The 22,080-nt window shown below is 65.0% G+C and carries 19 protein-coding genes; 13 read left to right on the top strand and 6 right to left on the bottom strand.

Annotated features, from left to right (window positions below; genetic code table 11):
- Positions 1-25: 25 nt before the first annotated feature.
- Together AABA86_RS02645 and AABA86_RS02640 are read right to left on the bottom strand one after the other, a co-directional pair.
- Positions 26-2,119, bottom strand: coding sequence for a methyl-accepting chemotaxis protein (locus AABA86_RS02645; protein ID WP_338305649.1), 2,094 nt, complete (start codon positions 2,117-2,119; stop codon positions 26-28).
- Positions 2,120-2,320: 201 nt separating this feature from the next.
- A complete protein-coding gene (locus tag AABA86_RS02640) occupies positions 2,321-4,414 on the bottom strand; it encodes a methyl-accepting chemotaxis protein (protein WP_338305648.1) in 2,094 nt (697 codons plus the stop codon).
- A gap of 271 nt (positions 4,415-4,685) precedes the next feature.
- Here AABA86_RS02640 and AABA86_RS02635 point away from each other — a divergent pair, with 271 nt between their 5' ends.
- Complete coding sequence (locus AABA86_RS02635; RefSeq protein ID WP_338305647.1) at positions 4,686-4,841, top strand: Thivi_2564 family membrane protein; 156 nt, start codon at positions 4,686-4,688, stop codon at positions 4,839-4,841.
- Positions 4,842-4,966: 125 nt separating this feature from the next.
- On the opposite strand, the gene AABA86_RS02630 is transcribed toward AABA86_RS02635, so the two are convergent.
- The 4 genes from AABA86_RS02630 to cysD form a co-directional block, all read right to left on the bottom strand.
- Positions 4,967-5,167 (bottom strand): CsbD family protein, encoded by a 201-nt coding sequence (locus AABA86_RS02630; RefSeq protein WP_164718867.1) that lies wholly within the window; start codon positions 5,165-5,167, stop codon positions 4,967-4,969.
- Positions 5,168-5,309: 142 nt separating this feature from the next.
- Complete coding sequence (locus AABA86_RS02625) at positions 5,310-7,475, bottom strand: malate synthase G (protein ID WP_338305646.1); 2,166 nt, start codon at positions 7,473-7,475, stop codon at positions 5,310-5,312.
- A 389-nt stretch (positions 7,476-7,864) separates the two neighbouring features.
- Positions 7,865-9,781, bottom strand: a complete 1,917-nt coding sequence (cysC, locus tag AABA86_RS02620; RefSeq protein WP_338305645.1) for an adenylyl-sulfate kinase — start codon at positions 9,779-9,781, stop codon at positions 7,865-7,867.
- 19 nt (positions 9,782-9,800) lie between these two features.
- The gene (cysD, locus tag AABA86_RS02615; RefSeq protein WP_026202064.1) at positions 9,801-10,595 is read right to left on the bottom strand and encodes a sulfate adenylyltransferase subunit CysD; all 795 of its coding nucleotides are present in this window, start codon (positions 10,593-10,595) and stop codon (positions 9,801-9,803) included.
- Between the two features lie 245 nt (positions 10,596-10,840).
- On the opposite strand from cysD, the gene cysG reads away from it, so the two are divergent.
- The 12 genes from cysG (at position 10,841) to AABA86_RS02555 (ending at position 22,069) form a co-directional block, all read left to right on the top strand.
- Entirely contained in the window at positions 10,841-12,265 is a 1,425-nt protein-coding gene (cysG, locus tag AABA86_RS02610) for a siroheme synthase CysG (RefSeq protein ID WP_338305643.1), read from the top strand.
- Positions 12,262-12,579 carry a DUF2849 domain-containing protein gene (locus tag AABA86_RS02605; RefSeq protein WP_135166566.1) on the top strand — a complete coding sequence of 106 codons (318 nt, stop codon included), beginning with the start codon at positions 12,262-12,264 and terminating at the stop codon, positions 12,577-12,579. The genes cysG and AABA86_RS02605 overlap by 4 nt, the downstream gene beginning before the upstream one ends.
- Positions 12,580-12,590: 11 nt before the next feature.
- A complete protein-coding gene (locus AABA86_RS02600) occupies positions 12,591-14,246 on the top strand; it encodes a nitrite/sulfite reductase (protein WP_338305642.1) in 1,656 nt (551 codons plus the stop codon).
- Positions 14,233-14,748, top strand: coding sequence for a DUF934 domain-containing protein (locus AABA86_RS02595; protein WP_212245477.1), 516 nt, complete (start codon positions 14,233-14,235; stop codon positions 14,746-14,748). Before AABA86_RS02600 ends, AABA86_RS02595 begins: the two co-directional genes overlap by 14 nt.
- Positions 14,745-15,476 (top strand): phosphoadenylyl-sulfate reductase, encoded by a 732-nt coding sequence (locus tag AABA86_RS02590; RefSeq protein ID WP_338305641.1) that lies wholly within the window; start codon positions 14,745-14,747, stop codon positions 15,474-15,476. Before AABA86_RS02595 ends, AABA86_RS02590 begins: the two co-directional genes overlap by 4 nt.
- Before the next feature lie 108 nt (positions 15,477-15,584).
- Entirely contained in the window at positions 15,585-16,598 is a 1,014-nt protein-coding gene (locus AABA86_RS02585; protein WP_338305640.1) for a sulfate ABC transporter substrate-binding protein, read from the top strand.
- A gap of 35 nt (positions 16,599-16,633) precedes the next feature.
- The gene (gene cysT, locus AABA86_RS02580; protein ID WP_212245466.1) at positions 16,634-17,470 is read left to right on the top strand and encodes a sulfate ABC transporter permease subunit CysT; all 837 of its coding nucleotides are present in this window, start codon (positions 16,634-16,636) and stop codon (positions 17,468-17,470) included.
- Between the two features lie 9 nt (positions 17,471-17,479).
- Positions 17,480-18,403 carry a sulfate ABC transporter permease subunit CysW gene (cysW, locus tag AABA86_RS02575; RefSeq protein WP_212245464.1) on the top strand — a complete coding sequence of 308 codons (924 nt, stop codon included), beginning with the start codon at positions 17,480-17,482 and terminating at the stop codon, positions 18,401-18,403.
- Positions 18,393-19,430, top strand: a complete 1,038-nt coding sequence (locus AABA86_RS02570) for a sulfate/molybdate ABC transporter ATP-binding protein (RefSeq protein WP_338305639.1) — start codon at positions 18,393-18,395, stop codon at positions 19,428-19,430. The genes cysW and AABA86_RS02570 overlap by 11 nt, the downstream gene beginning before the upstream one ends.
- 90 nt (positions 19,431-19,520) lie before the next feature.
- Entirely contained in the window at positions 19,521-20,024 is a 504-nt protein-coding gene (locus tag AABA86_RS02565) for a CAP domain-containing protein (protein ID WP_018318739.1), read from the top strand.
- A 79-nt stretch (positions 20,025-20,103) separates the two neighbouring features.
- Positions 20,104-21,279: a patatin-like phospholipase family protein gene (locus tag AABA86_RS02560; RefSeq protein ID WP_338305637.1), complete on the top strand. Its 1,176-nt coding sequence runs from the start codon at positions 20,104-20,106 to the stop codon at positions 21,277-21,279.
- A gap of 1 nt (position 21,280) precedes the next feature.
- The gene (locus AABA86_RS02555) at positions 21,281-22,069 is read left to right on the top strand and encodes a 3-hydroxybutyrate dehydrogenase (RefSeq protein ID WP_028142057.1); all 789 of its coding nucleotides are present in this window, start codon (positions 21,281-21,283) and stop codon (positions 22,067-22,069) included.
- Positions 22,070-22,080 lie beyond the last annotated feature (11 nt).

The raw sequence follows: 22,080 nt of genomic DNA, 5'->3' as shown, positions 1-22,080 counted from the left end.
CTATACCCGCCTCCAACTCGCTTCTTTACGCCGCGCGGATCTTGCCCAGGAAGTCGCTGACCTGATGGCCGAGCTGGCGGCTTTGGGTTTCCAGCATCTCGGAGGCCTGCTTGACGTTCTCCGCGGCACCGGCTGCGGTGTCGGCGTCGGCCTTCACGCCGGTGATGTTGTCCGAGACGTTCTTGGTGCCCTGCGCCGCATATTGCGTGCTGCGGGTGATCTCCTGGGTCGCCGCGCCCTGCTCCTGCACGGCGGCGGCGATCGCAGTCGCGACCTCGTTGACTTCGCCGATGATGCCGCCGATCGCCTGGATCGCATTGATGGCATCGCCCGCGACCTTCTGGATGTCGGCGATCTGCTCGGAGATCTCTTCGGTCGCCTTCGCGGTCTGGCTCGCCAACGACTTCACCTCGGAGGCCACGACCGCAAACCCGCGGCCGGCTTCCCCGGCGCGTGCCGCCTCGATCGTGGCGTTCAGGGCCAGCAGGTTGGTCTGTGCGGCGATGGTGTTGATGAGACCGACGACCTCGCCGATGCGCCCCGCCGATTGCGCGAGCCCCTGGACGGTGCTGTCGGTCTCGCGTGCCTGGTTGACGGCGCGGCTGGCAATGCCTGCGGCATGCGCGGCCTGCTGGCTGATGTCGTTGATGGATGCGCTGAGCTCCTCGGCGGCCGCCGCGACGCTGTCGACGCTGGTCGATGCGTCGTTCGAGGCCTTGCCCGCGATCTCGGCGCGTTCATTGGTCTGGCGTGACACCGCGGACAGGTCGCCCGAGGTCTTGCGCATCTCGCCGGACGCCTCGCTCAGCTCGCCCAACGACTTGTGCACCACGCCTTCGAACTCGCCGACATAGGCTTCCATCGCGCGCTGCCGCGCGGCGGCGCCGGCGTTGCGCTCGCGTTCCTGCTCTTCGATTTTCAGCTTGTCGATGGCCTGCTGCTTGAAGGTCTCCAGCGCGCCGGCGAGCGAGCCGATCTCGTCGCGTCGGTCGAGATAGCCGCTGTCGACGGTGAGATCGCCGCCGGCGACCTTGAGCATGGCGTCGCGAATCCGGTGCAGCGGCGTGATCACGCGGCGGCTGACCGCCAGCATGGCGGCGCCGGTCAGGACGATCGCGGCGATCAGCAGGGCGGTGTTGACGATCAGCAACTGCACCGCGGCCGCCCGCTGCGCGGCGGAGTGATCCTTGGCGGCCTGCAGGGCCGCGTCGGCGAGCCTCACCGCGGTCATCATGCGGGGCACCGAATAGGGGCTCCACTGGTTGGCGGTCATCGACGGCTTCTCGCCCCTGGCGACCGTCGTGATGACGCCGTCGCGCGTGGCGGCGTATTGCGGATCGAAATAGGTCGACTTGGTCTCGGTCATCGCCGCCGCCAGCGCCGGCGGCAATTGCATGCCGGACGCGGCGAGCTCGATCGCGGTCCAGGCGGTGTCGGTGCCGCCGACCAATTTGGTGTAGGTGAGCTGCACCTCGGGCGCGATCTTGCCGGCGTTGAGCGCATTGCCGACGATCTGCGAGGACTCGCCGGCCGTGTTGCGCAGCAGCCAGGCCATCTGCTTGATGGACAGGAGCTGGTCGATGGTCGCATCCTGGTGGTTGACGCTTGCCGCGAGCGCGCCCGAGAGCTTTTCGAGCTGCGCCATCAGCGCATCCTCCGTCGCGACATATTCCTTGGCGAGGCCTGCGCGGCGCTCGGCCTTGGGCTTGACGACCTCGGTCCAGAACTCGGCCTGTGCGGCCAGCAGCGTCTTGTTCAGCGCGCCGAGATCGGCGAGGAACGCCTCGCGCTGAACGACGTCGGTCGTGGGCAGGAGCTCGAGCGTGAGGGCCAGCGCCGGCATCAGGGCCGCACGCAGCTCGCGGATATACTTCTCGATGTCCTTGTCCATCGCGACATCGGAGGTGAGCTGGCGATTGCTGGTCGAACGGTCGGCCCGGATGTTGGCCATCGCCTTGAACACTTCGGCCGAGGCGGCCGAGACCGCGACGATCCGGTTGGCCTGCTGAAGCCGGCCCCATGAGCTCCATGCGCTGATCGAGAAGCCGATGACGACGATGAATGCGGTGGAGAGGATTACCGCCTTCAGCAGCGTGGATACGGTCAAGCGATTGAGCATCGGACACCCCGGGTGCGCGTTTCGAGTTCGTGGCCCTGAACGGCAGCCCCACGAAGTTCGAAAAGACCAAGGGATGCACGCAGCAGATGCGCCCGCCAGCGGCGAGCGCGTGAGGCGCATTTGGCCCGAAAAGGGTAAAAACTTAGGCAGCGTTCCTGCCGTAAAATTACGGGGGCGCGGCGCCTCTCTCTCGATCCGCGCCTACGCCGCGCGGATCTTGCCGAGGAAGTCGCTGACCTCATGGCCAAGCTGGCGGCTCTGGCTCTCCAGCATCTCGGACGCCTGCTTCACGTTGTCGGCGGCCGCGGCCGCAGCGTCCGCATCGGCTTTGACGCCGGTGATGTTGTCCGAGACGTTCTTGGTGCCCTGGGCCGCGAATTGCGTGCTGCGGGTGATCTCCTGGGTCGCGGCGCCCTGCTCCTGCACGGCGGCGGCAATGGCGGTCGCGACCTCGTTGACCTCGCCGATGATGCCGCCGATGGTCTGGATCGCGTTGATGGCGTCGCCCGCGACTTTCTGGATGTCGGAGATCTGTTCGGAGATTTCCTCGGTCGCCTTCGCCGTCTGGCTTGCCAGCGACTTCACTTCCGAGGCGACCACGGCAAAGCCGCGGCCGGCTTCGCCGGCGCGTGCCGCTTCGATGGTGGCGTTGAGCGCGAGCAGATTGGTCTGCGCCGCAATGGTGTTGATCAGCCCGACGACCTCGCCGATGCGCCCCGCCGACTTCGCCAGGCCCTGCACAGTGCCGTCGGTCTCGCGCGCCTGCGTGACGGCGCGGCCGGCGATGCCGGCGGCGTGCGCGGCCTGCTGGCTGATGTCGTTGATCGAGGCCGAGAGCTCTTCGGCGGCTGCGGCGACGCTATCGACGCTCATCGAGGCGTCGTTGGAAGCCTTGCCGGCGACCTGGACGCGATCGTTGGTCTGGCGCGACACGGCAGAGAGGTCACCCGAGGTCTTGCGCATCTCGCCGGAGGCTTCGCTCAGTTCGCCGAGCGTCTTGCGCACCGCGCCCTCGAACTCGCCGACATAGGCCTCGACGGCGCGCTGGCGTGCGGCAGCGCCCGTATTGCGCTCGCGCTCCTGCTCTTCGATCTTGCGCTTGTCGGTGGCCTGCTGCTTGAAGGTTTCCAGCGCGCCGGCCAGTGCGCCGATCTCGTCCTGGCGATCGAGATAGCCGCTGTCGACGGCAAGGTCGCCGCCGGCGACTTTCAGCATGGCGTCGCGGATGGTGTTGAGCGGCGTGATGACGCGACGGCTCACGAGCATGACCGCGCCGACGGCAAGGCCGATGGCGAGCGCCAGCAATCCAAGCTGCACGATCAGCGCGCGCTGCGCGGTGCCGCGCTGCTCCAGCGTATGGACCTTGGCGACGTCGAGAGCGGCTTCCGCCACGGTGACCGCGCTGGACAGGCGGCCGACCGTGAGCGGGCTCCACTGGTTGGCGGTCATCTCGGCCTTCTCGCCCTTGACCAGCGTATCAGCGAGGCGGTCCCGCAGAGTCAGATATTGCGGCTCGAAATAGCCGGTCTTGGCTGCGGCCAGGGCGGAGGCGAGCGCGGGTGGCAACTGCATGCCCGAGGCTGACAATTCCAGCGCCTTCCACATCGCCGACGTGCCGCCGACATGGTGGGTGTAGTTGTTGCGGGCTTCGGGTGTGATCTTGCCGGCGGCAAGACCGGTCGAGACGACCAGCGAAGCTTCGCCCGCGGTGTTGCGGAGCAGCCAGGCGTTCTGCTTGATCGACAGCAGCTGGTCGATCACGGCGTCCTGGTGATTGACGGTGGCAGCCAGGACGTTCGACAGCTTGTCGAGCGTTTCGAGCAGGCCACCCGTCGTCTCCATATATTCCTTCGGCAGGCCGGCGCGGCGCTGATCCCTGGGCTTGGCCATATCCGCCCAGAACTGTTTCTGCTCTTCGATCAGCAGCTTGTGGAGGCGCGCGAGCTCCGGCACCAGTGTGCCCGATTGCGGGAAGTCCATGACCGGCAGCAGTTCCAGCGCGCGTGCCATTGCGGGCATCTCGGTGTCCCGGATCGCACGCAGGTATTTCTCGATCTCGGCATCCATTGGTTCGGCCGAGTTGAGCAGCCGCGTCGTGGTCGAGCGGTCGGTGCGCAGGCTGTGCATCGCCTTGAACAAATCGGCGGATGCGTCGGCGATCTGCGAGATGCGGTTGGCGGTCCTGAGGCGATCCCAGGATTCGTAGGCGGTGAGCGAGAGTGCGATCACCACGCAGATCGACGTGATCGCGATCACCGCCTTCAGCAGCGCGGATACGGTCAGACGATTCAACATCGCAGTCCCCCCAATTCCCATTTCAAAGTCGCAGGAAACGCCCCGGCAACATCGAAAACAGGGGGCGGCGGCATCGGCAATCGCAGGCCGTTTGCGGCTCACGGCCCGAACGGTTTCCGCATCTGAAAGGAAAAGGGTAAAATTTTAGGCAGAGAGCCGCATGGTAGAACTACGTAAGTACCAGAAGTTGCAGTGGGTTTCCTAAATGGAACCGGCGTGGCAGACAGGCGTTAGGACACCGTAGCAATTTGCCTGAAGGGGGGTCCTAGCAATGCTGGTCGGCGTACTCGTCACCTTTCTCGTCGTCATTCTCGTGCTTTATCTCATCAACATGCTGCCGATGGACGGGCGCGCCAAGCAGATCGTGCGCGTGATCGTCATCATCATCGGCATCGTCTCGCTGCTGAAATATCTCGCGGTGTTCTAGCAAGGGATCATAGCCCGGATGAGCGCCGCGATATCCGGGATGCCTCAAGGTCTCGGATGTCGCTATCCGGGCTGCAACTTCCAAACAAAAGCCCCGGCGTGAGCCGGGGCTTCGGTCGTGCTGCGCTAGTGCAGCGACTTGAGCCAGTCGTCGACGTCCTGACGAACCTGGTCCTTGGCCTTGCCGTAACGTTCCTGGAGCCGGCCCTCGAGCTGTTCGCGGCGTCCCTCGATCAGGCTGAGGTCGTCGTCGGTGAGCTTGCCCCATTTCTCCTTGGCCGATCCCTTGAACTGCTTCCAGTTTCCTTCGATGCGATTCCAGTCCATGACCATCTCCCATGGGTTGATGGCCGTACAACGCGACCGCCGCGCGGCCGTTCCGCTGCGCGGCGCGACGTTTCGCCCGCTGCGCTCAACAAAAAAGCCCCGGCGTGAGCCGGGGCTTTCGATGTGTCGAGCCGGCTGACTATCAGCCGTTCGCCTTGGCCTCGCGGCGACGCGCGGTGAGGATGTATTCGGTGTAGCCGTTCGGCTGCTCGCGCCCCTTGAAGATGAGGTCGCTCGCCGCCTTGAAGGCGACGCCGTCGAAGGCGGGCGCCATCGGCTTGTAGATGGCATCGCCGGCGTTCTGCTTGTCGACCACCACGGCCATGCGCTTCAGCGACTCCATCACCTGCGCTTCGGTGATGACGCCCTGGTGCAGCCAGTTGGCGAGGTGCTGGCTGGAGATGCGCAAGGTGGCGCGGTCTTCCATCAGGCCGACGTCGTGGATGTCGGGTACCTTGGAGCAGCCGACGCCCTGGTCGATCCAGCGCACAACATAGCCGAGGATGCCCTGGCAGTTGTTGTCGATCTCCTGCTTGACGTCATCGGGCGCCCAGTTCGACTTCGACACCGGAATGGTGAGGATGTCCGAGAGCTTTGCGCGCGGACCACCTTTGGTGAGCTCCTCCTGGCGCGCGATCACATTGACCTGGTGGTAATGCAGCGCGTGCAGCGTCGCGGCGGTCGGCGAGGGCACCCAGGCCGTGGTGGCGCCGGCCTGCGGATGGCCAAGCTTCTGCGCCAGCATGTCCGCCATCTTGTCGGGCGCTGCCCACATGCCCTTGCCGATCTGGGCGTGGCCGGGCAGGCCGCAGCTCAGGCCCATGTCGACGTTCCAGTCCTCATAGGCCTTGATCCAGGCCTGCGCCTTCATCTCGTTCTTGCGGATCATCGGGCCCGCTTCCATCGAGGTGTGGATCTCGTCGCCGGTGCGGTCGAGGAAGCCGGTGTTGATGAACATGATGCGCTTGGAGGCGCGCTGGATGCAGGCCTTGAGGTTGACGGTGGTGCGCCGCTCCTCGTCCATGATTCCGACCTTGAGCGTGTTCTCCGGCAGCGAGAGCATCTTCTCGACGCGGTCGAAGATCTCGCAGGTCAGCGATACCTCATCCGGGCCGTGCATCTTCGGCTTGACGATATAGGCAGATCCCGTGCGGCTGTTCTTGACCTTGGAGTTGCCCTTGAGGTCGTGAATGGCGATCAGGCCTGAGACGGCCGCGTCGAGCAGGCCTTCCGGAATCTCCTCGCCCTTCTCGTCCAGCACCGCGTCGGTGAACATGTGGTGACCGCAATTGCGCATCAAGAGCAGGCTGCGGCCGTGCAGCTTGACCTCGCCCTTGCCGTCCGGTGTCTTGTAGCTGCGGTCGGCGTTGAGCGAACGCGTCAGCGTCTTGCCGCCCTTCTCGAAATCGGCCGACAGCGTGCCGTTCATCAGACCGAGCGTGTTGCGGTAGACCAGCACCTTGTCCTCGGCATCGACGGCTGCAACCGAGTCCTCCATGTCGAGGATGGTGGAGACCGCGGATTCCATGATCATGTCGGCGACGCCGGCCGGATCGTCCTTGCCGATCGCGCTGCTGCGGTCGATCTTGACCTCGACATGCAGGCCGTTGTTGGCGAGCAGCACGGCCGAAGGCGCGGCCGCATCGCCCTGGAAGCCGGCGAACTGCGCGGCGTTCTTGAGCGCGGTGGCGTTGCCGCTCTTCAGCTTCACCGCGAGCTGGCCCGCGACGACGCTGTAGGCGGTGACGTCGGTATGGCTGCCGGTCGCGAGCGGCACAGCGGTATCGAGGAACGCCTTGGCCTTGGCGATCACCTTGTCGCCGCGCGCCTTGTTATAGCCCTTGCCGCTCTCGGACGGTTCGTGCGGGATGGCGTCGGTGCCGTAGAAGGCGTCATAGAGCGAACCCCAGCGCGCGTTCGCCGCGTTCAGCGCATAGCGCGCATTGGTGAGAGGCACGACGAGCTGCGGGCCGCAGATCTTGCCGATTTCCTCGTCGACATTGGCGGTCTCGACCTTCTGGGTCGCCGGCTCCGGAACGAGATAGCCGATCTCCTTCAGGAAGGCGGTATAGGCGTTGAGGTCGAACGCCTTGCCCTTGCTGGCGCGGTGCCAGTCGTCGATCTTGGCCTGCAACGTGTCGCGCACCGCCAGCAATGCGCGGTTCTTCGGCCCCAGATCCTTGATGATGGCGGCAAGCCCGGCCCAGAACGCATCCGGCGCGATCCCCGTTTTCGGGGCCGCTTCCTTGGCGATGAAATCAAACAGGACGGGAGCGATCTTCAATCCGTGGGCGTCGACGCGTTTCATGATGGGCTTTCTTGTTGGAAATGGCTGTTTTTGGCTGCTTTTGACCCGACAGCAGCAAAATGCGCCCACAAGGGAGCGGCTTTCGGGGTCTATTAGCCCCAAAATCGGGGCGGTGAGAAGACCCTCAATGGTTTGTCAAAATGTCAAGAGCAGGTGTGGCGGGCAGCTGGCTTTACAAATTTGATCCCAACCTCGCGCCACGGACACAACTGCGCTCCCTCCCCCCTTGCCGGGGAGGGCGGGGGAGAGGGGTGGCTCAGGAAAAGGTGTGTCGGGATTCGACGGGAGCGGAGTGCTCTGATTGAGAGAGTCCCCGTGTGGACCCCTCTCCCTAGCCCTCCCCCGCAAGGGGGGAGGGAACGCAGCTGCGCAAGCGGATGGAGCCTGCCTCAAATATTCGCGGCGAGGTCCACGGTTTCGTCGAACAGCACGCCCGTCGTCTTCAGCATCTGCTCGATCTCGTCGGCCGCTTCGGCGACGGTCCGTGTCGAGGTGTCGATCACGAGCTCGGCTGCTTGCGGCGCTTCGTAGTCGTTACCGATGCCGGTGAAGGATGCCAGCGCGCCGGCGCGAGCCTTCTTGTAGTGCCCCTTGGGATCGCGATCCTCGCAGACCTCTGCCGGCGTCGCGACATGGATCTCGCGGAACGCGGTGTCGGCGATGCGGCGCGCCGCGGCGCGGTCCTCGCGCGCGGGCGAGACCGCGGCGACGATGGCGATATGGCCGTTACGTGCGAGATGCGTTGCGACTTCGGCAAGGCGGCGGATGTTCTCGCTGCGATCGGCACTGGAGAAGCCGAGATCGCTGTTGAGCCCGGCGCGCAGCGTGTCGCCGTCGAGCAGGATCGGCGAGCCGCCATTGGTGAACAGCCGCCGTTCCAGCGCCTTGGCGAGCGTCGACTTGCCCGAGGCCGGCAGGCCGGTGAGCCAGACCACGGCGCCGTTGTGCTGATAGCGTGCGGAGCGCTCGTCCGGACGAAGCGCGGATTCCACCGGCTCGATGTCGACGGGCAAGGCGCGCTGGCCGGCATCGACCGACAGCACCAGACCGCCGCCGGCGATGCGTCCGGAGACCTCGATCACGAGACGACCGGTACGCGGATTCTCGGTGTAGGGATCGGTGGCGATCGGATTCGACAGGGAGATGTCGATCTCGCCGACATGGTTGCGCCCGATCGCCTTGTTCTCGGTGCTCGAGAGCTCGCCGGGATCGACCGCCTTCTCGATCGCGACGACCGTGGCGCGGCTTTCTTTCGGCCCGCAGCGGACCAGGAGCTGGTCGCCCTTGGCGAGCGGCTTGTCGTGCAGCCAGAAGATCCGCGCGCGCAGCCGCCGCGTCTCGCGCGGGGCGGCGCTCGCGTGCGCGATGATATCGCCGCGCTCGACGAACAGTTCGCGGTCGAGCGTGATTCCGACCGAGCGGCCCGCGCCCTGCCGTCCCGCAACCGGCGTCACCGGCCAGCTCTCGACCGACTTGATCTTCGCGATCTTGCCGGCCGGCATGATCACGATCTCGTCGCCGGCAATGAGGCTGCCGGATTCGATGCGGCCCGCCACGATGCGGCGGTCGTCGAACTTGTAGATCGCCTGCACCGGCAGCCGCAGCGCCAGCGCTTCCAGCGGCCGCGCCGGCTCGAGAGCGTCGAGCGCCTCGACCACTGTCGGTCCCTTGTACCAGGAGATACGGTCGGTACGATCAGCGACGCCATCGCCGTCGCGCGCCGAGATCGGGATCACCGCCGTGGGCTTCACGCCGAGGCCGTTCAGATGCGCGGAGATCTCGTCGCTGATCTCCTTGAAACGGTCGGCGCTGAAGTCGACGCGGTCCATCTTGTTGACGACGATCGCGACCTGCTTCACGCCGAGCAGATGCAGGAGATAGCCGTGCCGCCTTGTCTGGTCGCGCACGCCTTCGAGCGCGTCGATGATCAGCACCGCGCCGTCGGCCTGCGAGGCGCCGGTGATCATGTTGCGCAGGAATTCGGCATGGCCGGGCGCGTCGATCAGAACGATGTCGCGCGAGTTGGTGCGGAAGCGGATCTGCGTGGTGTCGATGGTGATGCCCTGGTCGCGCTCGGTCTGGAGCGCATCGAGCAGGAACGACCATTCGAACGGCATGCCGCGCCGCGCGCTGACGGCTTTCAGCATGTCCAGCTTGCCGTCGGGCAGGCTGCCGGTCTCGTGCAGGAGGCGGCCGACCAGCGTCGATTTGCCGTGGTCGACATGGCCGACGATGACGATGCGGACCTGCGGACGGGTGGTGCCGTTCGGGGTGGCCGGTGAAGCGGGGGTGACGATCATGTTCATATCGCGCTCGCGTACTTGATCAGAGATAGCCGGCGACGCGCAGGCGCTCGAAGGCGTCCTCGGTCTCGTGGTCGAGTGCGCGGCCGGCGCGCTCCGGCACCTTGGTCTGTTCGAGCTCGATCAGGATCTCGTCGATGTTGGACGCGGTCGATGCGACCGGATTGGTGATGTCCTGATCCCCCAGCGAGCGATAGCGCTTGCCGTCCTTGGCGAGATATAGCGGGATGATCGGGATGTTCTCGCGCTTGGTGTAGGCCCAGATATCGGCCTCGGTCCAATGCAGGATCGGATGGATACGCAAATGCGCGCCCTGGGGCGGCGAGGCGTTGAAATGGTCCCAGAACTCCGGCGGCTGGTCGCGCACGTCCCAATTGCCTTCGAGCCCGCGCGGCGAGAACACACGCTCCTTGGCGCGCGTTGCCTCCTCGTCGCGGCGGATGCCGGCGATCAGGCCGTCAAAGCCGAATTTGCCGAGCGCCATCTTGAGGCCTTCGGTCTTGCGCGCAGCGGAGCGGGCGGCCGGCGGCAGCGTCGGATCGACGGCATCGATGGGCGGGCAGGGCTCGACGCGCAAATCGAGATCCCACTCTTTGCCGTAGTGATCTCGAAAGCGGTACATCTCCGGAAACTTCTTGCCGGTGTCGACATGCAGTGCCGGGAAGGGCACTCGGCCGAAGAACGCTTTCCGCGCCAGCCAGATCATGACGTTGGAGTCCTTCCCGAGCGACCACAACAGCGCGATCTTCTTCAGCCGGGCGAAGGCCTCGCGGAAGATGTAGATGCTCTGCGCTTCGAGCTGGTCGAGATGGTCCATGCTGGGGGCAAGGTCAGCAGAAAATTCTTGCGTGCGTGCGCGCCCAGCCGAGGCCGGGCTGCTCAGTCCGCTCGCTGCGGAATCGTCCTTGAGAAGATGCATCTCTGCCACTTTGCGTTTGGAGGCGAAAATTCTATAGTTGCGGTGCGGAAGAGAAGAAAAAATTTTCTCTTTGCGCGCTCGAAACGACACATATATAGAAAATAATTCCAGTCAACCCCGGATGTGGGGGAAGCGAGTATCGCATGCGGTTCTTGCCGGTGTTTCTCGATCTCAAGGCCGGCCCGGTGGTCCTCATCGGCGCGGGTGAGCTTTTGCGTGCCAAGCTGCGCGTGTTCTCTGCTGCCGGTGCCCGCATCCGCGTGCATGCGATCGACGGTAATCAGGATCTGGGTCTCAACTCGGGGGACGTGGCGCGGATCGAGATCGCATCGGGCGATCCGCTCTCCGCCGATCTCTCGGGAGTCATCGCCGTTGTCTGCGCTGGCGCGGGCGATGTCGGTGTGGCGATGTCGGCGCGAGCAAAGGCACTGGGCCTGCCCGTCAACGTCATGGACGATCTCGAGCATTCCAGCTTCATCTTCCCGGCGATCGTCGATCGCGGCGATGTCGTGGTCGCAGTCGGCACCGGCGGCACTTCGCCCGTCGTGGCACGGCGCGTGCGTGAGAAGATCGAGGCGCTGCTGCCGGCCCGTATCGGCGAGCTCGCCGAGTTCATCGGCGGCTTCCGCAAGTCCATCAACGAGCGCATCGTCGAGTTTCCGCTGCGCCGCCGGTTCTGGGAGCGCGTCATCGACGGCCCGATCGGCGCCGCCGTGCTCGGCGGCCGCAGGAGCGAGGCGGACGCCGCGCTCAAGGCGATTGCCGATCCCTCCGAATTCGCGCGTGCCGACAAGCCGGAAGGCTCGGTCGCGCTGGTCGGCGCCGGTCCCGGCGATCCCGATCTTCTCACCATCAAGGCGCTGCGCGCATTGCAGGACGCCGACATCGTCTTCCATGACGAACTGGTCTCGGGCGAAATTCTCGACCGCATCCGCCGTGACACCACGCGCGTTGCCGTCGGCCGCCGCGTCGGCAAGCCCGGCATCGGCCAGGACGCCATCAACAAGCGCATGATCGAGGCCGCGCAATCCGGTCAGCGCGTGGTGCGGCTGAAGGGCGGCGATCCCTTCGTGTTCGGCCGTGGTGGCGAAGAGGTCGAAGCCCTGCGCGCGGCGGGCATCGCCTATTCGATCATCCCCGGCATCACCGCGGGGCTCGGCGGCGCTGCCGATTTCGAGGTGCCGCTCACCTACCGTCACGAAGCGACCCGCATCACCTTCCTCACCGCGCACAAGGCGCGCGATGCGGAAGTCGTGGACTGGTCGACGATGACCGACACCAGAATGACCGTTGTGGTCTACATGGGCATGACTGCCGCGCCCGCAGTGCGCGCTGGCCTGTTCGCCGCCGGCCGTTCGCCGGAGACGCCGGTCGGCGTGTTCGCGCGTGTGACGCGTCCCGATGCGCAGGGCGCGATTGGCACGCTGCGCGACCTCCCTGAACTCGTGCGGCGGGTCAGCGGCGGTCCTGCCATTCTCATCATCGGCGAGGTGGTCCGGCATGCCGGTTCCCTTCGTCGCGACACCCCAAAGCAAATCATCTCTGACCTATTGGATGCAGCCGAATGACCTCCCCGCTCGAACAGAAGAAGATCAAGATCGCCGGTCCCTCGATCGTGACCGCCAACCGGACCTGGGACGGCATCGTGGTTTATCGCACCGCCGCCAAGAGCTGGTCCGCGGACCTGTCGGAAGCTGCGATCGTGCGCAACTCCGACGAGGCCAAAGCGTTGCTTGCGGAGTCCGTCGCCGATGACGTCGGCGCGATCGGTCCCTATATCGCCCCGGTGCAGGTCGGCGCGGACGGCAAGATCGAACCCGGCAATCTGCGCGAACAGATTCGCCGCACCGGTGTGACCATCGGACAGTCGGCCCAGGCTTAAGGCGCTTTCCTATGTATGCTTACGACGAAATCGATCGCACGCTCGTCAATGAGCGCGTCTCGGAGTTCCGCGACCAGGTGAAGCGGCGCCTCTCCGGCGAGCTCACCGAGGACGAGTTCAAGATCCTGCGCCTGCAGAACGGCGTCTATCTGCAATTGCACGCCTACATGTTCCGCGTTGCGATCCCTTATGGCACGCTGGCGACGAACCAGTTGCGTGCGCTCGCCCACGTCGCGCGCAAATACGATCGCGGCTACGGCCATTTCACTACCCGGCAGAACATTCAGTTCAACTGGATCAAGCTCGCCGAGCTGCCGGACGCGCTGGAAGATCTCGCCAAGGTCGGCATTCACGCGATGCAGACCTCCGGCAACAACATGCGCAACGTCACCTCGGACCAGTGGGCCGGCGTCGCGCCGGGCGAGATCGAGGATCCCCGCATCTGGTCGGAGCTGATCCGCCAGCACACCACGCTGCATCCGGAGTTCTCGTTCCTGCCGCGCAAGTTCAAGATCGCGATCACCGCGTCGGACCACGACCGCGCCGCGATCAAGATCCACGACATCGGCCTCCGCCTGATCAAGAACGAGAACGGCGAGACCGGCTTCGAGGTGCTGGTCGGCGGCGGTCTCGGCCGCACGCCGTTCATCGCCAAGACCATCAAGCACTTCGTGCACGGCCGGGATATCCTCAGCTACATCGAGGCGATCCTGCGCGTGTACAATCAGTATGGCCGCCGCGACAACATCTACAAGGCGCGCATCAAGATCCTGGTGCACGAGCTCGGCATCGAGAAGTTCTCCCGCGAAGTCGAGGAGGAGTGGCAGCACATCCGCAACTCCTCGCTCCAGATCGACGACGAGGTGATCGAGGACATCCGCTCGCGCTTCAGCTACCCGGCCTACGAAAAGCTGCCGCACATGCCGGACGAGCTTCGGCAGGCGGCGGCCGATCCCGATTTCGAAGCGTGGCGCAAGAACTCGGTGGCCCCGCACAAGAACCAGGGCTACTCCATCGTCACGATCTCGCTGAAGCCGATTGGCGCGCCTCCGGGCGATGCCACGGCGGAGCAGATGGATGCGCTGGCCGATCTCGCCGACAAATATTCCTTCGGTGAGATCCGCGTTGGCCACGAGCAGAACCTGGCGCTGCCGCATGTCGCCAAGCGCGACTTGCCGGCGCTGTGGAAGACGCTCGACAAGCTTGGCCTCGCGACGCCGAACGTCAACCTGATCACCGACATCATCGCCTGCCCGGGCCTCGACTATTGCTCGCTGGCGAATGCGCGCTCGATCCCGATCGCACAGGAACTGACGCGGCGCTTCGCCAACCACGAGCTCGCCAACCTGATCGGCCGACTCCACATCAACATCTCCGGCTGCATCAACGCCTGTGGCCATCACCATGTCGGCCATATCGGCATTCTCGGCGTCGAGAAGAACGGCGAGGAGGTCTACCAGATCACCATCGGCGGCCGTGCCGACGAGAACGCCGCGCTCGGGAACCTGATCGGGCCGGGCGTCAAGTTCGACGAGGTCGCCGACGTCGTCGAGGACATCGTTGAAGCCTATCTGGCGCTGCGCGAGCGGCCCGATGAGCTGTTCATGGACACAGTGAAACGCCTTGGCGTCGAACCCTTCAAGGAGCGCGTTTATGCCACTCGTTAACGGCGGAAAGATCGCCGACGACAGCTTCGTCAAGCTGGCCGTCGACACGCCGCTGCCCGAGGGCGGCGACATCCTGGTGCCGGCCGAGCGCTTCATCGGCGAGGCCGATGCGCTGCTCAAGCGCGCCGGCAAGGTCGGCGTGATCTGGCCGAACAACCGCGACATCGCCGAACTGGTCCCCTATCTCGGCAAGATCGCCGTCGTTGCGCTGGTGTTCCCGACCTTCCGCGACGGCCGCGCCTACAGCCAGGCCCGGCTGCTGCGCGAGCGTTACAATTTCCGCGGCGAATTGCGCGCCACCGGCCAGGTGCTGCGCGACCAGTTCGTGTTCATGCTGCGCGCCGGCTTCGATGCCTTCGACGTCAAGAAGCAGGCCGACGCGGAAGCCTTCATGCAGACCGCGAAGCGCTATTCGGTGTTTTACCAGCCGACCGGTGATGGCCGCATCACGGCCTTGCACCGGCGCATGCAGCTGCGTCATTCCGAAGGCGTCGGCACGTGAACGCGATCGCGCCTCAGGTTTCGCCGACGTCAGTCTCTGCGCTTCCGTCGGCGGACGAACTCGATCGCGCGCTGCGCGATGCCTCGCCCGCCGAGATCATCGCTGCGGCGCTGAAGACGGTCGGGCGCGAAAAGCTGGCGCTGGTGTCGTCGTTCGGCACGGAATCGGCGACGCTGCTGAAGGTCATGGCGGACGTCGATCCCGCGATCCCCGTGGTCTTCCTCGATACCGGCTGGCTGTTCGAGGAGACGCTGGCCTATCGCGACACGCTGATCGCGACGCTTGGCCTGAAGGACGTGCGTTCGATCAAGCCTGCGGAAGAAACATTGTCGCGTGACGATCCCGATCGCGACCTCTGGTTCTCCGATCCCGACGCCTGCTGCCGCATTCGTAAAGTCGAGCCGCTGGCGCGGGCACTGAAGCCGTTCTCGGCCTGGCTCAACGGCCGCAAGCGCTTCCAGGGCAATGCACGCGCCGACATTCCGGTGGTCGAAGACGATGGCGCGCGGTTGAAGTTCAACCCCTTCGCCAACGTCTCGCGCGAGGAACTCGAGGCCATCTTCGTCCGCGCCAAATTGCCGCGTCATCCACTGGCCGCCTCCGGTTTCCTGTCGGTTGGGTGTATGCCTTGCACGAGCAGAACGGCCGAGGGTGAGGATGAGCGTGCCGGTCGCTGGCGCGGCCGGGCCAAGACAGAATGCGGCATCCACACGATGAAGACTTCGTAGCACAGTCACGCTGCCACGCTGCGAACAAGAAAATCCGGTTTCGTTGACTTAAGCGCGTTTCGTCGCGAGTTTCGCCTGCCTTCGCTGACACTGACGTCGTCGAAGTGAATGGAGATGGACATGATCCGCCGTATCGTTCCGCTCGCTGCAGGACTTCTCGCGACGGGTTTCTTGGCAAGCGCGGCTCTCGCTGCTGACATCAATCTGCTCAACGTGTCGTATGATCCGACGCGCGAGCTCTATGCCGAATTCAACAAGGCGTTCGCGAACGCCTATCAGAAGGAGACCGGCAAGAGCGTCGAGATCAAGCAGTCGCATGGCGGCAGCGGTTCGCAGGCGCGGGCGGTGATCGACGGATTGCAGGCCGATGTGGTGACACTCGCGCTCGCCTACGACATCGACGCGATCGCCGGCAAGGGCCTCACGGCGACGGACTGGCAGAAGCGGTTACCGCAGAATGCGTCGCCCTACACCTCCACCATCGTGTTCCTGGTGCGCAAGGGCAACCCCAAGGCGATCAAGGACTGGGACGATCTGATCAAGCCGGGCGTTGCCGTGATCACGCCGAACCCGAAGACATCGGGCGGCGCGCGCTGGAATTATCTGGGGGCCTGGGGCTTTGCGCAGAAGAAATACGGCTCCGCCGACAAGGCAAAGGACTTCATCGGTAAGCTCTACCAGCAGGTGCCGGTGCTCGATACCGGCGCGCGCGGCGCGACCGTGACCTTCGTCGAGCGGGGCGTCGGGGACGTGCTGCTCGCCTGGGAGAACGAGGCGTTTCTCGCCCTGAAGGAATTCGGCCGGGAGAAATTCGAGATTGTGGCGCCGCCACAATCGATCCTCGCCGAGCCGCCGGTCGCGATCGTCGACAAGGTTGCCGACAAAAAGGGCACCCGCAATGCCGCCGATGCCTACCTCCAGTACTGGTACACCAAGGAGGGGCAGGAGATCGCCGCGCGCAACTTCTACCGCCCGCGCGATGCCGGGATTGCCAAAAAATACGAAAACGCCTTCGCAAAGGTCGAACTATTCACGATCGACGACGTTTTCGGTGGTTGGACCAAGGCGCAGAAGGAACATTTCGCCGACGGCGGTATCTTTGACCAGATCTATAAGAACTGATCTGGCGCTGTCTTAGGGCTTTAGCAGGGGGCCTGGTGAGCGCACTCGCAGCACGACGCCGGACATTGCCGGGCTTCGGTCTCACCATGGGACTGACGCTTTCCTGGCTGTCGATCATCATCCTGATTCCGCTCGCCGGGCTGTTCCTGAAATCGCTCGAGCTCAGCCCCGAGCAGTTCTGGAATATCCTTGCCAGCCGCCGCACCCTGAATGCCCTGCGGGTTTCCTTCGGCCTCGCGTTCGCGGCGGCCTGCGTCAACCTCGTCATGGGCAGCATCATCGTCTGGGCACTGGTGCGCTATCGCTTCCCCGGCCGCCGCCTGTTCGACGCCATCGTAGACGTGCCCTTCGCGCTGCCGACGGCGGTCGCCGGCGTCGCGCTGACCGCGCTGTTCGCCGAGAAGGGCTGGCTGGGGGCGCCGCTCGCGGCGCTCGGCATCAAGGTGGCGTTCACGCCGGTCGGCATCTTCGTCGCCATGATCTTCATCGGCATTCCCTTCGTGGTGCGCACGGTTCAGCCGGTGCTGCAGGATCTCGATCCCGAGATCGAGGAGGCCGCGGGCAGCCTGGGCGCCAGCCGCTGGCAGACCATCATCCGCGTGATCCTGCCCTCGCTTGCGCCGGCGCTGCTCACCGGGCTCGCGCTCGCCTTCGCCCGCGCGGTCGGTGAATACGGCTCGGTGATCTTCATTGCCGGCAATCTGCCTAATGTCTCCGAGATCGCGCCGCTCTTGATCGTGATCCGGCTGTCCGAGTTCCGCTATGCCGACGCGACCGCCATCGCGGTGGTCATGCTCGTCGTCTCCTTCGTCATCATTTTCGCCGTCAACCGGCTCCAGCGCTGGGCGCGGAGCCGGATCCCGGCGCGCTGAGGGCGGACCATGACGATGCAAATCGCAGACACCGTCTCGCTTTCGGCCCCCGACGCCAGGGCACGTGCGAAGGCCCGGGCACATGCGGCGGCGGCGCGAGACAATTTGCGCACCGAGCCTCGCGCGGTGCGCATCACCATCATCGCGCTGGCGATCATCTTTCTTTCCGTCTTCGTCGTGCTGCCGCTGGTGGTCGTGTTCGCGCAGGCCTTTTCGAAGGGGATCCTCGCCTATCTCTCGGCGCTCGCCGAGCCGGAGGCCCTGTCCGCGATCAAGCTGACCTTGATCGTCGCGGCGATCTCGGTCGGCCTCAACCTTGTCTTCGGCCTCGTCGCCGCCTGGGCGATTGCAAAATTCGATTTCCCGGGCAAGACCTTCCTGATCACGCTGATCGACCTGCCGTTTTCGGTCAGCCCGGTGATCTCCGGCCTCGTCTTCGTGCTGCTGTTCGGCGCGCAGGGTTATTTCGGCGGCTGGCTCAGGGATCACGACATCCAGATCCTGTTCGCCGTGCCCGGCATCGCGCTCGCCACCACCTTCGTGACCTTCCCGTTCGTCGCGCGCGCGCTGATCCCCTTGATGCAGGAGCAGGGCACGCAGGAGGAGGAGGCCGCGGTTTCGCTCGGCGCTTCGGGCTTGCAGACCTTCTTCCGCGTCACGCTGCCCAACATCAAATGGGGCGTTCTCTACGGCGTCCTGCTCTGCAATGCGCGCGCGATGGGCGAGTTCGGCGCGGTCTCCGTCGTCTCCGGCCATATCCGCGGCGAGACCAACACGATGCCGCTGCTGGTCGAGATCCTCTACAACGAATACCAGTTCGTCGCCGCCTTCGCGATCGCCTCGCTGCTGGCGATGCTGGCGCTGATCACGCTGATCGCAAAGACGGTTCTCGAACGTCACCTCGACGAAGGACACGACGCAAGTGACCATTGAAGTCAAAAATCTCGTCAAGAAGTTCGGCAGTTTTGCCGCCCTCGACGGCGTCGACCTCAAGGTCGACAATGGTGAATTGCTGGCGCTGCTCGGTCCCTCAGGCTCCGGCAAGACCACGCTGCTGCGGATCATCGCCGGCCTCGACTGGCCTGATTCCGGCGAGGTCTCCTTCAATGGCGAGGACGCGCTGGCGCAGGGCGCGCGCGAGCGGCATGTCGGCTTCGTGTTCCAGCATTACGCGCTGTTCCGCCACATGACCGTGTTCGAGAACGTCGCCTTTGGCCTGCGCGTGCAGCCGCGTGCGGTGCGCAAGGACGAAGCCGCGATCCGGGCGCGGGTCAAGGAGCTGCTCGACCTCGTGCAGCTCGACTGGCTCGCCGACCGCTATCCGAGCCAGCTCTCCGGCGGCCAGCGCCAGCGCATTGCGCTCGCCCGCGCGCTCGCGATCGAGCCGCGCATCCTCTTGCTCGACGAGCCCTTCGGCGCGCTCGATGCCAAGGTGCGGAAAGAGCTGCGAAGATGGCTGCGCTCGCTGCATCACGAGATCAACGTCACCTCCATCTTCGTCACCCACGACCAGGAGGAGGCGCTCGAAGTCGCCAACCGCGTCGTCGTCATGGACAAGGGCAGGATCGAGCAGATCGGCTCGCCCGATGACGTCTACGAGACCCCGGCGACGGCCTTCGTGCACGGCTTCATCGGCGAGTCCATCGAGCTGCCGGTCCAGGTCGAAGGCGGCGTGATCAGGCTGGGTGACCGGCCGCTCACCCTGGCCGCGGACGGGCTTGCGCCTGGCGCGTCAAAACTGTTCGTGCGGCGACATGACATGCTGGTTGGGCCCCCCGGCAGCGGCGCCTTCGAGGGCGCGGTTCAGCACGTCCGCAATTTCGGTCCCGTGCAGCGCGCGGAGGTTGCCTTGCTCGGCGGCGAGACCATCGAGATCGACGCCCCCCGAGATCGGGAACTGCGCGCCGGCGACACGATCGGCCTGGAGCCCCGCCGCTACCGGATATTTGCGGGCGCCTGAGCCGTCTCGATCCGTCAAATTTTCCTCAAAATTCACCTTTCAGCCACGGTTGGTATGCAACAACGGCCCCTGATTTGGGGGCTCCTGTTCATGCGCGCCGCGGCCGCAATACTCATCACTTTGCTGCTCGCCGGCTGCGCCGGCAACGAAGCGCCGGTCCAGCAGCCGTCCATGTATGCCGATATGGCGGTCCCGGGCTCCAAGCTCGACGCGCAGGCGGCCGCGATCATGATCTCGCAATACCGCCAGAACAACGCTCTCGGCACCGTCGTCATCGACCCCGACCTGATGCGGCTCGCCGAATCCCAGTCCCAGGCTATGGCTGCGGCCAACAAGATGGATCACGACGTCCGCGCGCCGCTGGCCAAGCGCCTGGCCACAGGCGGCTATCCCGCCACCGTTGCCGTCGAGAACGTCTCGGCCGGCTATCATACGCTGGCGGAAGCGTTTTCCGGCTGGCGCGACTCGCCACCCCACCGCGCCAACATGCTCAAGGGCGGTGTCACAAAACTGGGCATCGCGGCGAGCTATGCTCCCGGCACCAAATACAAGGTGTTCTGGACCATGATCCTGGCCTCGACGGAGCCCCGATAAGCCAGACTTGATCCCGGGATGCATTGACGCCGCGGCGGAGGGTCGCCACGGTGGCTCGCCATTTGCTATTGTCCCCCCAATGACCGATCGCAGCCCGGAATCCGCCAGCATCCCCGCGAATGCGCAACGCGTCCTGGTCCTTCAGGGCGGCGGCGCGCTTGGCTCCTATCAGGCCGGCGCCTATCAGGCGCTGTGCGGCTCCGGCTTCGAGCCGGAATGGGTCGCCGGCATCTCGATCGGCGCGGTCAACGCCGCCATCATCGCCGGCAACGAGGGCCCGACGCGCGTCAAGCGGCTCAAGGAATTCTGGGAGATGGTCTCCGCGCCGGTGCCGTGGAAACCGATCGGCAAGAGCGACCACAGCCGCGAGCTGTTCAACTCGACCAGTGCCGCGCTGATCGCGACCTTCGGCGTACCCGGCTTTTTCACGCCGCGGATTCCGCCGGCGCCGCTCTGGCCGCCCGGCAGCCCGCAGGCCGAGAGCTATTACGACACCGCGCCGCTGAAGAAGACGCTGGAGCGTCTGGTCGATTTCGACCGCATCAACGACCTGAAGACGCGCCTGTCGGTCGGCGCAGTCGGCGTCACCTCTGGCAACTTCAAATATTTCGACAATTACGAGTTCAAGAAGCTCGGCAAGACCATCGGCCCCGAGCACATCATGGCCTCCGGCGCGCTGCCGCCGGGCTTTCCGTCCGTCATTATCGACGGCGAGCATTACTGGGACGGCGGCATCGCCTCCAACACGCCGCTCGACTACGTGCTCGATGCCGAGGTCGATCGCGACATGCTGATCTTCCAGGTCGATCTGTTCAGCGCCCGCGGCGACCTGCCGAATTCGCTGCTGGAGGCCACCGAGCGCGAGAAGGACATCCGCTTCTCCAGCCGGACGCGGATGAACACCGACAAGAACAAGCAGTTGCACAACGCCCGCAGGGCCGTGCGCGACCTGATCGGCAAATTGCCGGACTATCTCAAGAACGATCCTTCCGTCGAATTCCTGGCGAAGGTGTCGCGCGAAAGCACCGTCACCGTCGTGCATCTGATCTACCGCAGCAAGAACTACGAATCCTCGTCCAAGGATTACGACTTCTCGCACGTCGCCATGGTCGAGCATTGGGAGGCCGGCGTGCACGACGTGCATCTGTCGATGCGCCACAAGGACTGGCTCGAGCGGCCGCAGTCCGGCGAGACCATGGTGACTTACGATCTCACGGGGGACGTCACCGCGCCCCCGGCAAAAAGGAGCGAATAGAATGGGTAGTCTGTCAGGCAAGAATGCCGTCGTGACCGGGTCCACCAGCGGCATCGGGCTCGCCTACGCACGCGCCTTCGCCGCCGCCGGCGCCAATGTCGTCATCAACGGCTTCGGCACGCCGGAGGACATTGAGAAGGAGCGCGCGAAGATCGAGGCGGACTTCAAGGTGAAGGCGATCTATTCGCCCGCCGACATGACCAAGCCGGCCGAGATCGCCGGCATGATCGCGCTCGGCGAGAAGACCTTTGGTTCAGTCGACATCCTCGTCAACAATGCCGGCATCCAGTTCGTCTCGCCGATCGAGGAGTTTCCGCTCGAGAAGTGGGACCAGATCATCGCCATCAACCTGTCCTCGGCCTTCCACGCCATCCGTGCCGCCGTGCCCGGCATGAAGAAGAAAGGCTGGGGCCGCATCATCAACACGGCATCGGCGCATTCGCTGGTCGCCTCGCCCTTCAAGTCGGCCTACGTCTCGGCCAAGCACGGCATCGCAGGCCTGACCAAGACCGTGGCGCTGGAGGTCGCGACCCACAAGATCACCTGCAACTGCATCAGCCCCGGCTACGTCTGGACGCCGCTGGTGGAGAGGCAGATCCCCGACACGATGAAGGCGCGCAATCTGACGCGCGAGCAGGTCATCAACGACGTTCTGCTCGACGCGCAGCCGACCAAGGAGTTCGTGACGTCCGAGCAGGTCGCCGCATTGGCGCTGTTCCTGTGCGGCGATGATGCCGCCCAGATCACCGGCACCAATCTCTCGATCGACGGTGGCTGGACGGCGGAGTAAGCACGCACTCT

It is taken from the genome of Bradyrhizobium sp. TM233 (genome assembly GCF_036247965.1).
GTDB classification, from domain to species: domain Bacteria; phylum Pseudomonadota; class Alphaproteobacteria; order Rhizobiales; family Xanthobacteraceae; genus Bradyrhizobium; species Bradyrhizobium ottawaense.
This window is presented reverse-complemented; position numbering and strand designations above follow the sequence as displayed.

Coding starts and splice junctions, on each gene's coding strand:
- AABA86_RS02635 (WP_338305647.1), top strand. CDS start 4,686: ATGCTGGTCGGCGTACTCGTCACCTTTCTCGTCGTCATTCTCGTGCTT.
- AABA86_RS02560 (WP_338305637.1), top strand. CDS start 20,104: ATGACCGATCGCAGCCCGGAATCCGCCAGCATCCCCGCGAATGCGCAA.
- AABA86_RS02645 (WP_338305649.1), bottom strand. CDS start 2,119: ATGCTCAATCGCTTGACCGTATCCACGCTGCTGAAGGCGGTAATCCTC.
- AABA86_RS02585 (WP_338305640.1), top strand. CDS start 15,585: ATGGAGATGGACATGATCCGCCGTATCGTTCCGCTCGCTGCAGGACTT.
- cysD (WP_026202064.1), bottom strand. CDS start 10,595: ATGGACCATCTCGACCAGCTCGAAGCGCAGAGCATCTACATCTTCCGC.
- AABA86_RS02595 (WP_212245477.1), top strand. CDS start 14,233: ATGCCACTCGTTAACGGCGGAAAGATCGCCGACGACAGCTTCGTCAAG.
- AABA86_RS02640 (WP_338305648.1), bottom strand. CDS start 4,414: ATGTTGAATCGTCTGACCGTATCCGCGCTGCTGAAGGCGGTGATCGCG.
- cysW (WP_212245464.1), top strand. CDS start 17,480: ATGACGATGCAAATCGCAGACACCGTCTCGCTTTCGGCCCCCGACGCC.
- AABA86_RS02625 (WP_338305646.1), bottom strand. CDS start 7,475: ATGAAACGCGTCGACGCCCACGGATTGAAGATCGCTCCCGTCCTGTTT.
- AABA86_RS02605 (WP_135166566.1), top strand. CDS start 12,262: ATGACCTCCCCGCTCGAACAGAAGAAGATCAAGATCGCCGGTCCCTCG.
- cysG (WP_338305643.1), top strand. CDS start 10,841: ATGCGGTTCTTGCCGGTGTTTCTCGATCTCAAGGCCGGCCCGGTGGTC.
- AABA86_RS02630 (WP_164718867.1), bottom strand. CDS start 5,167: ATGGACTGGAATCGCATCGAAGGAAACTGGAAGCAGTTCAAGGGATCG.
- AABA86_RS02600 (WP_338305642.1), top strand. CDS start 12,591: ATGTATGCTTACGACGAAATCGATCGCACGCTCGTCAATGAGCGCGTC.
- cysC (WP_338305645.1), bottom strand. CDS start 9,781: ATGAACATGATCGTCACCCCCGCTTCACCGGCCACCCCGAACGGCACC.
- AABA86_RS02565 (WP_018318739.1), top strand. CDS start 19,521: ATGCGCGCCGCGGCCGCAATACTCATCACTTTGCTGCTCGCCGGCTGC.
- AABA86_RS02555 (WP_028142057.1), top strand. CDS start 21,281: ATGGGTAGTCTGTCAGGCAAGAATGCCGTCGTGACCGGGTCCACCAGC.